The 11,622-nt window shown below is 74.4% G+C and carries 11 protein-coding genes; 3 read left to right on the top strand and 8 right to left on the bottom strand.

Features of this window, described 5'->3' with window-relative positions; genetic code table 11:
• Positions 1 to 1,061: IMP dehydrogenase (gene guaB / locus EPD83_RS10160; protein WP_235950479.1), on the bottom strand; the 1,061-nt coding region annotated here is incomplete at its 3' end.
• Between the two features lie 258 nt (positions 1,062 to 1,319).
• Between guaB and EPD83_RS10155 the strand changes: the two genes are divergently transcribed.
• Positions 1,320 to 1,610, top strand: coding sequence for a WhiB family transcriptional regulator (locus tag EPD83_RS10155; RefSeq protein WP_128367164.1), 291 nt, complete (start codon positions 1,320 to 1,322; stop codon positions 1,608 to 1,610).
• 306 nt (positions 1,611 to 1,916) lie between these two features.
• Positions 1,917 to 2,147 carry an RNA-binding S4 domain-containing protein gene (locus EPD83_RS10150; protein ID WP_205859491.1) on the top strand — a complete coding sequence of 77 codons (231 nt, stop codon included), beginning with the start codon at positions 1,917 to 1,919 and terminating at the stop codon, positions 2,145 to 2,147.
• 37 nt (positions 2,148 to 2,184) lie between these two features.
• Here EPD83_RS10150 and EPD83_RS10145 read toward each other — a convergent pair whose 3' ends face one another.
• The 3 genes from EPD83_RS10145 to groES form a co-directional block, all read right to left on the bottom strand.
• A complete protein-coding gene (locus EPD83_RS10145; RefSeq protein ID WP_165566548.1) occupies positions 2,185 to 2,886 on the bottom strand; it encodes an aspartate/glutamate racemase family protein in 702 nt (233 codons plus the stop codon).
• A 171-nt stretch (positions 2,887 to 3,057) separates the two neighbouring features.
• Positions 3,058 to 4,674, bottom strand: coding sequence for a chaperonin GroEL (gene groL / locus EPD83_RS10140; protein ID WP_128366166.1), 1,617 nt, complete (start codon positions 4,672 to 4,674; stop codon positions 3,058 to 3,060).
• Positions 4,675 to 4,830: 156 nt separating this feature from the next.
• Positions 4,831 to 5,124: a co-chaperone GroES gene (gene groES / locus EPD83_RS10135; protein WP_128366167.1), complete on the bottom strand. Its 294-nt coding sequence runs from the start codon at positions 5,122 to 5,124 to the stop codon at positions 4,831 to 4,833.
• A 277-nt stretch (positions 5,125 to 5,401) separates the two neighbouring features.
• On the opposite strand from groES, the gene EPD83_RS10130 reads away from it, so the two are divergent.
• Positions 5,402 to 6,640 (top strand): class I SAM-dependent methyltransferase, encoded by a 1,239-nt coding sequence (locus EPD83_RS10130; RefSeq protein WP_128366168.1) that lies wholly within the window; start codon positions 5,402 to 5,404, stop codon positions 6,638 to 6,640.
• 99 nt (positions 6,641 to 6,739) lie between these two features.
• Here EPD83_RS10130 and EPD83_RS10125 read toward each other — a convergent pair whose 3' ends face one another.
• From EPD83_RS10125 to EPD83_RS10110, 4 genes are read right to left on the bottom strand one after another with little or no spacing between them, the layout of a single operon-like run.
• Positions 6,740 to 8,743, bottom strand: a complete 2,004-nt coding sequence (locus EPD83_RS10125; RefSeq protein WP_128366169.1) for an acyl-CoA dehydrogenase family protein — start codon at positions 8,741 to 8,743, stop codon at positions 6,740 to 6,742.
• A 58-nt stretch (positions 8,744 to 8,801) separates the two neighbouring features.
• Positions 8,802 to 9,635, bottom strand: a complete 834-nt coding sequence (locus tag EPD83_RS10120) for a PfkB family carbohydrate kinase (protein WP_407676022.1) — start codon at positions 9,633 to 9,635, stop codon at positions 8,802 to 8,804.
• Positions 9,632 to 10,606, bottom strand: a complete 975-nt coding sequence (locus tag EPD83_RS10115; protein WP_235950475.1) for a nucleoside hydrolase — start codon at positions 10,604 to 10,606, stop codon at positions 9,632 to 9,634. Before EPD83_RS10115 ends, EPD83_RS10120 begins: the two co-directional genes overlap by 4 nt.
• Before the next feature lie 18 nt (positions 10,607 to 10,624).
• Positions 10,625 to 11,503 (bottom strand): nucleotidyltransferase domain-containing protein, encoded by an 879-nt coding sequence (locus tag EPD83_RS10110; protein ID WP_165566547.1) that lies wholly within the window; start codon positions 11,501 to 11,503, stop codon positions 10,625 to 10,627.
• Positions 11,504 to 11,622: the final 119 nt, after the last annotated feature.

Below are 11,622 nucleotides of genomic sequence, written 5' to 3'. Positions count from 1 at the left end.
ACGCCGACGCCGGCGACGACGCGGGTGGTGCAGATCGAGCCCGGGCCGACCCCGACCTTGACCGCGTCCACCCCGGCGTCGACGAGGGCCTGGGCACCGGCGCGGGTGGCGACGTTGCCGCCGATGACCTGCACGTGCCGCAGCGCGGGGTCGGACTTGACCCGCTCGATCATCTCGAGAAGCAGGCGGGCGTGCCCGTGGGCGGTGTCGACGACGAGGACGTCGACCCCGGCCTCGACGAGCGTCGCCGCCCGCTGCCAGGCCTCGCCGAAGTAGCCGACGGCGGCGCCGACCATGAGCCGGCCGTCACCGTCCTTGCTCGCGTGCGGGAACTGCTCGGACTTCACGAAGTCCTTGACGGTGATGAGCCCGCGCAGCCGGCCGTCGTCGTCGACGATCGGCAGCCGCTCGCGCTTGTGCTGCCGCAGCAGCCGCGTGGCCTCGTCGTGCGAGATCCCGACGTGCCCGGTGATGAGCGGCATCGGCGTCATGACGTCGCGCACGAGGGTGTCGGCCCACTCGGCGACGGGGGTGAAGCGCAGGTCGCGGTTGGTGACGATGCCGAGGAGGCGCTCGGTCCCGTCGACCACCGGCAGCCCGGAGACCCGGTACTGGCCGCACCGCTCGTCGAGCTCCTCGAGGGTGGCGTCGGGGCCGATGACGACCGGGTTGGAGATCATCCCCGTCTGGGTCCGCTTGACGAGGTCGACCTGGTAGGCCTGGTCCTCGATCGAGAGGTTGCGGTGGAGGATGCCGAGACCGCCGTGCCGGGCCATGGCGATGGCCATCCGGGCCTCGGTGACGGTGTCCATCGCCGCCGACACCAGCGGCACCCGCAGCGAGATCTCCCGGGTCAGCCGCGCCGTGGTGTCGACCTCGCTCGGGATGACGTCGGTCTCGCCGGGCTGGAGCAGGACGTCGTCGTAGGTGAGGCCGAGCTCGGCGAACGGGCCGGCCGCGGCGGGCTCGGCCGAGGCGGCGGTGGCCGAGGCGGTGACAGGAGCATGCGCGGCACCGGCGGGCTCGGTGCGGGCGGTGGTCTCGTGGAGTCCGAGGCTCATCACCCGATTCTACGGGCCCGGCCGTCGGACCCACGACGGCGTGCCCGATCGTCGGCACGCTCGCCCGCGCGCGGGCGTCGCGCACCGGCGCGGCCCGGGAATGGCGTTCTCCGACGTCGGTTCTTTGCACCGCCTTTGCCTGCGAACTCCTACCTTGACCAAAGGCTTACCTGTGCATTGCCCTTCCCCGGGAAAAGCGACCATACGGTGATTTCCGTGCCGCTCGGGGAAGCGGTGGAATGACTCGTGGAGGTAGACATGGCCGAGATCACCCGGCTTCCGGGCCCCGTGGCCGATCTGTGGGACTGGCAGCTCGAGGGCGCCTGTCGCCGGGTCGGTCCGGAGGTGTTCTTCCACCCCGAGGGCGAGCGCGGCAGCAAGCGCCACCGCCGCGCCACCGCCGCCAAGGAGATCTGCCTCGCCTGCCCCGTCATCCAGGAGTGCCGCACCCACGCCCTCGCGGTCAAGGAGCCGTACGGCGTGTGGGGCGGCCTCACCGAGGACGAGCGCGAGTCCGTCTACTCCCGCGAGCGTCACATCGCGTCCTGAGGGACGCCACATCCGTCGGTGCCGACCACGAGGCACCGTCCCGGCCCCCGGGGGCCGAGAAGCAGGGTCACGGGCCGGGTCGTGGGGGCGAGAGCCCACGACCGGTCCGGAGGGTGGGGGCGAGAGCCCACCCTCCGAGACGTGACCCGCCCGGGTCGCGGGGCGGGTCGTGGGGGCGAGAGCCCACGACCCGCTCCGCGGCCACCGTGGCCTCCGCGTCCGGAGCGGTCGTGCTCCCGCCCGGACGCGGAGGCCCTCCCCGCCCACCGTCGCCACCGGCGGCCGTCGGCACCTAGCCTGGGCGGCGTGACCGGTCCCGACGCCCTCGACGTCCCCATCCGCGACGACGCCATCCGGCTCGGCCAGCTGCTCAAGCTCGCCGGGCTGGTCGACGACGGCGCCATGGCCCGCAGCGTCATCGAGGAGGGCCTCGTGAGCGTCGACGGCGAGGTCGACACCCGCCGCGGCCGGCAGGTGCGCGTCGGCGAGGTCGTCACCGTCGAGGGGGCGGGCTCGGTGCGGGTCGTCTCCGGCTGACGCCGCCGTCCTCCTGCCCCGGTCGGCGGGGCGGTGCTCAGGGGCCGGCGGGTGCGCAGAGCCAGTCGACGCCGGCCGCGACGTGCAGGGCGCTGGTGTCGTAGAGCGGGAGGTCGACGTCGTCCGGGCGCAGCAGGAGGCCGATCTCCGTGCAGCCGAGGACGACCGCCTCGGCGCCGTCCGCGGCCAGCCGGCCGACGACCTCGCGGTAGGCGCTGCGGGACTCCTCTCGTACGACGCCGCGCACGAGCTCGTCGTAGATGACGCGGTGGACGGTGGCGCGGTCGGCCTCCCCGGGCACGACGACGTCGAGCCCCCGCGAGCGCAGGCGCTCGACGTAGAAGTCCTCCTCCATCGTGAACCGGGTGGCGAGCAGCCCGACGCGGCGCCGGCCGTCGTCGAGCAGGGCCCGGGCCGTCGGGTCGGCGATGTGCAGCAGCGGCAGGCCGGCGGCGTCCTCGACCTCGTCGGCCACCTTGTGCATCGTGTTCGTCGCGACGACCAGCGCCTGCGCGCCGCCCGCCCGCAGCCCCCGGGCGGCGTCGGTGAGGATGCGCGCCGTGCCCGCCCAGTCCCCCACGTGCTGGGCCTGCGCCACCGGGGCGAAGTCGACGCTGTGCACCAGCAGCCGGGCCGAGTGCAGCCCGCCCAGCCGCGCCGCGACCCCCTCGTTGAGCCCGCGGTGGTAGACCTCGGTGCTCGCCCAGCTCATCCCGCCGAGGACCCCGAGCAGCCGCATGCCCCGGACCCTACGCCCCCGCCGTCCTGCGGGTCGGGTGCCCGGGTGGTCGCCGGGGCAGCCGGGCGGGCACCCGGCCCGGGGAGACGAGACACCGCCCGGTCCCTGGGGCGGGACCGGGCGGCGCCGGGTGTCGTGCGGTGCCGGGCGGTCCCGGCACGGAGGGGGAGGTCAGTGACCGTGGCCGTGGCCGTGGCCACCGCCGGACTCCGGCTCCTCCTCCTTCTTCTCGACGACGAGGGTGTCGGTGGTGAGCACCATCGACGCGATCGACGCGGCGTTGCGCAGCGCCGAGCGGGTGACCTTGACCGGGTCGATGACGCCGGCCTTGACCAGGTCCTCGTACTCGCCGGTGGCGGCGTTGAGGCCCTGGCCCGCGGGGAGGTCCTGCACCTTGGCGACGGCGACGTAGCCCTGCAGGCCCGCGTTGTCGGCGATCCAGCGCAGGGGCTCGGCGGCGGCCTTGCGCACGATGCTCGCGCCGACGGCCTCGTCACCCTCGAGCCCGAGGCCCTCGATGACGCCGACGGCCTGGATGAGCGCGGAGCCACCGCCGGAGACGATGCCCTCCTCGATCGCGGCGCGCGTCGCGGAGATCGCGTCCTCGATGCGGTGCTTCTTCTCCTTGAGCTCGACCTCGGTGTGCGCGCCGACCTTGATGACGCAGACGCCGCCGGCGAGCTTGGCCAGGCGCTCCTGGAGCTTCTCGCGGTCCCAGTCGGAGTCGGTGCGCTCGATCTCCTGCTTGATCTGCGCGACCCGCGACTCGACCTCGGAGGTGTCGCCGGAGCCGTCGATGATCGTCGTGTTGTCCTTCGTCACGACGACGCGGCGGGCCTGGCCGAGCGCCTCGAGCCCGACCTGGTCGAGCTTGAGGCCGACCTCCTCGGCGACGACCTGGCCGCCGGTGAGGACCGCCATGTCCTGGAGCATCGCCTTGCGACGGTCGCCGAAGCCCGGCGCCTTGACCGCGACGACGTTGAAGGTGCCGCGGATCTTGTTGACGACGAGCGTCGACAGCGCCTCGCCGTCGATGTCCTCGGCGATGATGAGCAGCGGCTTGCCGGCCTGGACGACCTTCTCCAGGATCGGCAGGACGTCGGCGATGGCCGAGATCTTGCCCTGGTTGATGAGCACGTAGGCGTCCTCGACGACGGCCTCCATGCGCTCGGGGTCGGAGACGAAGTACGGGGAGATGTAGCCCTTGTCGAACTGCATGCCCTCGGTGAACTCGAGCTCGGTGGACGCGGTCGAGGACTCCTCGACGGTGATGACGCCGTCCTTGCCGACCTTGTCGAACGCGTCGGCGATGGTGCCGCCGATCTCGCCGTCCTGCGCGGACAGCGCGGCGACCTGGGCGATCTCGTCCTTGGACTCGATCTCGCGGGCGTTCTCGAGCAGGCGCTCGGACACGGCGTCGACCGCCTTGTCCATGCCGCGCTTCAGGCCCGAGGGGGCGGCGCCGGCCGCGACGTTGCGCAGGCCCTCCTTGACCATGGCCTGGGCGAGGACCGTCGCGGTCGTCGTCCCGTCACCGGCCACGTCGTTGGTCTTGGTGGCGACCTCCTTGGCGAGCTGGGCGCCGAGGTTCTCGTAGGCGTCCTCGAGCTCGACCTCGCGGGCGATGGTGACGCCGTCGTTCGTGATGGTCGGCGCACCCCACTTCTTGTCGATGACGACGTTGCGGCCCTTGGGGCCGAGCGTCACCTTCACGGCGTTGGCGAGGGCGTCGACGCCCCGTTCCAGCGCCTTGCGGGCGGAGTCGTTGAACTCCAGTTCCTTGGCCATGGATGTCCTTTGCTGCGGTTGCCGCGGTTGCTGCGGTGACGGGTGGCGCGCGTCAGGCGCCGGCGTCCGTCGCGGGTGGGTGCGAACTCTGGGGGACCGGACGCGTCCCGGTGGCACGTGGCCACCGGGACGCGGTCACGGCGTCGTGCGGACGGGTCAGCCGACGACGGCGAGAACGTCGCGCGCGGAGAGGATGAGGTACTCCTCGCCCTGGTGCTTGATCTCGGTGCCGCCGTACTTGCTGAAGATGACGCGGTCGCCGACGGTGACGTCGAGCGGGACGCGGTTGCCCTTGTCGTCGATGCGACCCGGACCGACCGCGAGGACCTCGCCCTCCTGGGGCTTCTCCTTCGCGGTGTCCGGGATGACCAGACCGGACGCGGTCGTCTGCTCGGCCTCGAGGCTCTTGATGACGATGCGGTCCTCGAGCGGCTTGATGGAAACCGACACGGTGTGCTCCTCCACGGGATGGGATGAGTCGAAGTGGACGGGACTGCGCTGCCCGGGCCGCTCTCGCCGTCGCGGGGGTCGATCCCGACCCGGTGGCGCTGGCACTCACACGAGGTGAGTGCCAATGAGGTCAATCTAGGACCGCCGTTAGCACTCGGTCAACTCGAGTGCCAGCGGGCGTGGCGCCGGCCGCGTCCGGGGGCCGGTCCGGGACCGGCCCGTGCGGCTTGCTCGGGTCGCCGTACGGGGCGTGGTGCCGGGTGGCAGGATGCCCGCCGTGGATGTCGGCACCGTGCGAGCCCTGGCCTCGCCGGACGGACGTCAGCTGCTGCGCTCCCTCCCACCGTACGACGAGAACGAGGCGATCGGCCTTGCGGCCCGGCTGCGGCGCGAGGGCCATCCCCCCGAGCTCGTCGCCGCCGCCCTCACCCAGCAGCGCCTGCGCGCCCGGGCGGTGACGAAGTTCGGCGAGTTCGCGGACGACCTGCTCTACACCGCCGACGGGCTGGAGCAGGCCTCCCGGCTCGAGGTCGCCGCCACCCACGCCGGCCGCTACTACAACGCCTCGCTGGCCACCGTGCACGACCTCGGCTGCGGTATCGGCAGCGACGCCGTCGCCATGTCCGCGCTCGGCGTCACCGTCCACGGCGTCGACATCGACCCGGTCACCGCGGCCGTCGCCGACACCAACCTGCGCCCCTGGCCCGACTCCCGTGCCCGCGAGGGGATGGCCGAGGAGTTCGAGGCTCCGCGCGACCCGCTGCGGGCCCGGGTCGGGGTGTGGCTCGACCCCGCGCGGCGCGTTCCGGGGCACACCGGGCGGCACGGGCGGATCAAGCGGGTGTTCCGGCTCGACGAGATCCGCCCGACGTGGGAGTTCGTCCTCCAGGTCGCGACGGCGGTGCCGGCGACGGGGGCGAAGCTCTCGCCGTCGATGCCGCACGACGCCATCCCGCTCGGTGCCGAGGCGCAGTGGACCTCGTTCGGCGGCGAGGTGCTCGAGTGCGCCGTCTGGTGGGGGCCGCTGGCCCAGCGGCCCGGCCGCAGCGCCCGCATCCTCTCCGCGAGCGGCTCCCCCGTCGAGGTCGACGAGACGATGGCCGAACCGGACCCGCCGGTGGCCGAGAGCCCGTCCTCGCTCGGGGCGTGGCTCTACGAGCCGGACCGCGCGGTGACCCAGGCCGGCCTGCTCGGCGCCGTGACCGCGGCGACGCTGGGCTCCGAGGTCGAGCACGGGCTCGGGTACGTCCTGTCCGACGCCGAGGTCGACGTGCCGTTCGCCCGTCGCTTCGCCGTCCGCGAGGCCATGCCGTTCTCGGTCAAGGTACTGCGCTCGTGGCTCGTCCAGCACGGAGTCACCGGGCTGACGATCAAGAAGCGCGGCGTCCGGCTCGACGACGACGAGCTGCGCCGGCAGCTGCGGATCGGGCGCAAGGCCGGCGACGGCGCGCAGGCGACCGTCGTCCTCACCCGCGTCGCCGGCCGACAGACCGTCCTCGTCGTCGACCCCGCCTGAGCTCCCGGCGCGCCGGCCGGTGGGCTCGCGGCCGGCCCGACACCCCGGTTCGTCACCAAGACCCCGCTTGCGAACCGGGGGCTCGGTGACATTTCGGGGTCACCCCGAAATGTCCGCCGGGGGTGGGCCGACGAGGTCGTGGGCGCCGAGGGCCTCGGGCGGGATGCCGAACGCGGCGACGAGCTCGCCGGCGACCGGCCGGACCCGCCGCAGCAGCGCCGAGACCTCGCGGGTGATCGCCTTCGACCGCGGCGCCGACAGCCGCCCGTGCTCGAGGAACCAGCCGCGGTCGGCCTCGATCGTGCTCAGGGCGTACAGGTCCGACAGCGCCGTGAGGACGTCGCGGGTCGGCGACGCCGGCAGCGCGCGCACCCGGGCGACGAACGACTCCAGCACGAGCCGCTCGACGTGCGAGCGCGCCGCCGTGATGACGTGGTCCTGCACCTCGCGGAAGACCTGGCCCGACGGCGTCCCGGCGTCGACCCCGGCCTTGAGCCGGCGCGCGGCCCCGGCCAGCTGGTGCTCCTCGCGGAAGCGGAGCATGGCCAGCTGGTAGTCGGGGTCGAGCAGCCCGGCCTCCTGGTCCCAGCCGTCGCGGCCGCCGGGCAGGACGTCCCGGATGCGCTCGAAGAGCTGGTGGGCGGCGGTCCGCTCGATGACGGTCTCGACCGCCAGCCCGGTGACGAAGCGCACCATCCCGAACTGGTCGAGGTCCTCGAACTCCGAGGAGTAGTCGGTGAGCAGCCCCTTGGCGACGAGCTGCAGCAGGACGTGGTTGTCGCCCTCGAACGTCGTGAAGACGTCGGTGTCGGCCTTGAGCGCGGCGAACCGGTTGGCCGACAGGTAGCCCGCGCCGCCGCACGCCTCGCGGCACTCCTGGATGGTCTCGCTGGCGTGCCAGGTGAGGACCGCCTTGGTGCCGGCCGCCCGGGACTCCAGCGACCGCCGGGCGCGCTCGTCGGCGTCCGGGGTGTCCTGCGAGAACACCTCGTGCAGCTGCCGGGTGACCTCCTGCTGGGCGCAGGAGAGGGCGTAGGTGCGGGCCAGCAGCGGCAGCAGGCGCCGCTGGTGCATCCCGTAGTCGAGCAGCAGCGTCTCCTCGCCGGGCGTCCCGGCCTCGAACTGCCGGCGGCGCAGCCCGTACCGGACGGCGATCTCCAGGGCCACCTTCGAGGCCGACAGCCCCGCGCCGCCGACGCTGACCCGCCCCTGGACGAGCGTCCCGAGCATCGTGAAGAAGCGGCGGTCGGGGTTGTCGATGCTCGAGCGGTAGGCGCCGTCGTCGCCGATCTCCGCGAACCGGTCGAGGAGGTTGCCCCGCGGCACGCGGACGTCGTCGAACCACAGCCGTCCGTTGTCGACGCCCTCGAGCCCGATCTTGGCCCCGCAGTCCTCGACCCGCACGCCCGGCAGCACCTCCCCGTCGGCGCGGATCGGCACGAGCACGGCGTGCACCCCGTGCCGCTCCCCCGCGACCTCGAGCTGGGCGAAGACGACGGCCAGCTCGCCGTCGCGCGCGGCGCCCCCGATGTAGTCCTTGCGGGCGGAGTCGTCCGGTGTCGTCACGACGATCTCGTCGGTCCCGGCGTCGTAGCGCGCCACGGTCCGCAGCTCCTGGACGTTGCTGCCGTGGCCGGTCTCGGTCATCGCGAAGCAGCCGAGCAGCCGGCCCGCGACGATGTCCGCGAGGTAGGCGTCGTGATGGCGCCGGGTGCCGAGCTGGAGCACGGCGCCGCCGAACAGCCCGAACTGCACGCCGGACTTCACGAGCACCGACAGGTCGCCGTAGCCGAGGGTCTCGAAGGCCGCGACGGACGCGCCGATGTCGCCGCCGCCGCCGACCTCGGGCGGGAAGCCGAGCGCGGCGTGGCCCTGCGCGCCGAACTCGACGACGAGGTCGCGCACCCGCTCGCGCAGCTCCGCACGGGTGAGGTCGGCGGACTCGTCGAGGATCGCCGACTGGTCGGCGAGCCGGTCCCGGACCTCGTCGCGGACGGCGGCGTGGGGGCCGTCGAGGACGGCGCGCAGCGCGGCCGGGTCGGCGACGAGCGGCGGTGGGCCGGCGTCGAGGGGTCGGCGCGGGGCGGTCTCGGTGGTGGCCATGCGATCCACCCTCGCACGCGTCACCGCAGGTCGGAACCGCTCCCCGGGGAGAAGTTACTCACAGGTAGGGATCGGCCTGGGCGCCCTCGCGCAGGACCGCGTCGGCCCCGGCCCGCAGGGCGGCGTCCATCGCGGCCTCGCGGTCGGCACCGCCGGCGAGCGCCGCGGCCAGGGCCCCGCAGAAGGCGTCCCCGGCCCCGGTCGTGTCGACGACGTCGCCGGCGTCGACGGACACCGCCGGCCGGGTGACGCCGTCCCACGTCGCGCCGTTCGCGCCGAAGGTGACGAGCAGCGAGGCCGGCCGGGAGCCGGACTCGGCGAGCGCCTGCATCTCGTGCTCGTTGGCGACGAGGGGGTCGGCCAGGGCCACGACGTCCGGCGGCAGGGCGGCGTACGGCGCGATGTTGAGGACGACCCGGGCCCCGCGGCCGGCGGCGCGGCGGGCGGCGACGCAGACGACCGTCCGCGGCACCTCCAGCTGGAGCAGCAGCACGTCCCCCGGTCCGAGGTCGTCGACGGCCGCGACCTCGCGCTCGTCGGGCTCGGCGTTGGCACCGGGGACGACGACGATCGTGTTCTCGCCCGCGTCGGACACCTGGACCAGCGCCGTGCCGGTCGGCGTGCCGTCGACCGCGCGCAGCCGCGAGACGTCGACGCCCCGGGCCTCGAGCCGCGAGCGGTAGGCGTCCCCCTCGGCGTCGTCACCGACGCAGCCGACCATCGTCACCGACCCGCCGGCGGCCGCCGCCGCGACGGCCTGGTTGGCGCCCTTGCCGCCCGCCAGCCGCGCGAGCCCCTCGCCGGCCACCGTCTCCCCCGGGCGGGGGTGCCGCTCGACGCGCGTCACGAGGTCGACGTTGAGCGAGCCCAGCACGAGCACCCGGCCGCTCACCACGCGTCACCCCCGATGGCCCGCAGCCAGGTGTCGACGAGCAGGGGGCCGTCGGCCTCCAGCGCGACGTCGACCTGCGCGGGCGCGAGGCCGTGCGGGTCGTGGGCGAGGTCGCCGGTCCAGTCGCGGCGGTCGACGATGGTCCGGCCGCGGGTGAAGGAGCCGGTGAGCTCGACCCGGACCGGCAGCCGCTCGGTGCGGACCGCCTTGGGGCAGACGAGCATCGTCACGGCCCCGGCGTCGCCGATGGTCGCGCCGTCGGCGTCGAAGCGCCGGGCGTGGAAGGAGACCAGGGCGGCGGCCAGCTGGGCGGCGGCGGTGTCGATGCCGCGCAGCCGCTCGGCCTGGGCGTCGCTGACCCGCGGCGCGTAGAAGACGTCGAGGCCGTACATCGTCACCGGCACCTCGTGCGTCGCGCAGGCGTCCAGGACGATGGCCGCGGCCTCCGGGTCGTGGAAGACGTTGAACTCGGCAGCGGCCGTCGCGTTGCTGATCTCCGCCCCGCCGCCCATGAAGACGACCTGCCCGAGGCGCGCGAAGACCTCGGGGTGCAGCCGGGCGAACAGGGCGATGTTCGTCATCGGCGCCAGGGGGAGGAGGGTCGGCGGGGTGCCGGCGTCGGCGGTCGTCGCCACGGTGTCGCGCAGCACCTCGACGGCGGTCCGCCCGTCGGGCTCCAGCAACGGCGCGGGCAGCCCGAGATCGGCCATCCCGTCGGACCCGTGGACGTGGCGGGCGTCGACCGGCTCCTCGAGGAGCGGTCGGGCGGCGCCGACCCCGACGGGGACGTCGCGGACCTCGAGGAGGCCGAGGACGGTGAGGGTGTTGCGCACGACGTCGTCCAGCGGCGCGTTGCCGCCGACGCAGGTGACCGCCTTGAGGTCCAGCCCCGGGTGCAGCGCCGCGACCATCAGCGCGCAGGCGTCGTCCACCCCCGTGTCGACGTCGAGGATCACCGGCAGCCCCTGCACGCGCTCGATGATGGCGGATCAGCGCCCTTCGTGGGTGCCCGCGCGACGGGTCGGCGCGTCGGAGGTCCTCCCGCCGTCGACCCCGGGGTGTCCCGCCCCCAGGTCGACACCCAGCTCCTCGGCCCAGAGGCGCAGCGTGGCGGCCTCGAGGGCGTGCGGCCACTCCGCCCCGGTGCGCACGGCGAGCCGGCGGGCCCGGACGAGGTACTCGCGGGCCACGGCGGCGAGGACGTCCGGCCGGGCGGTGGGGTCGACGCCCACCGGGGGCAGCGCGCAGAGGGCGTCGACCTGCTCGTCGGTGAGGTACCGGCGCATCCGCCGCGCCCCGTCGCTCTTGCGGACACCGTTCTCGGCGAGCATGATCCGCACGAGCAGCTGGTCGCGCATGGCCGCGGCTCCGTGCGCCAGCGGCTGGGTCTCCTCGCGGCGGACGGCCGCGACCGACGCCCCGAGGACGTAGAAGAACAGCCGCACGTCGTCGTCCGGGAAGGTCGGCTCGCCGAACCCCACCGGCTCCCCCACCGTGTCGGCGAGCCCGCCGGTGCGGTCCAGCAGGACGCGGACGGGCCGGGCGGGGTCCGGCAGGGCGTCGGCCTCGTGCGCGACGACGTCGACGTGCACCCAGTCGGGGGTCACCGCGACGAGCGAGTGCGGAACCCCGGGGATCGGGTCGGCGAGGACGAGCGGGGTGACGGCGCCGAGCCAGGCCGCGGCGTCGAAGGCTCCGAGGTCCTCGACACCGAGGTGGAGGTCGATGTCGCTCCAGTCGTCGGCGGTGCCCCGGGCCAGGCTCCCGCCGAGCCAGGCCGCGGTCACCCGTGGGTCCTCGCGGGCGGCGTCGACGAGCCGCTCCAGGAGCGGCGCGAGCCGCGGCGGGACGGCCCGGCCGGCACTCATCGGGCCATCGTCGCAGGTCCGCGGCAGGCTGTGACGCACCGCACGCGAGGTCTCCCCGGCGAACCCCCTCCCCCGGTGCGCGTCGGACGGCGGGTCGTGTCAGAGTGGAGCGGCGGACG

It is taken from the genome of Phycicoccus flavus (assembly GCF_004025965.2).
Taxonomy (GTDB): domain Bacteria; phylum Actinomycetota; class Actinomycetes; order Actinomycetales; family Dermatophilaceae; genus Phycicoccus; species Phycicoccus flavus.
Note: the sequence above shows the minus strand (reverse complement) of the source record. Positions and strands in the feature narration are given on the sequence as shown.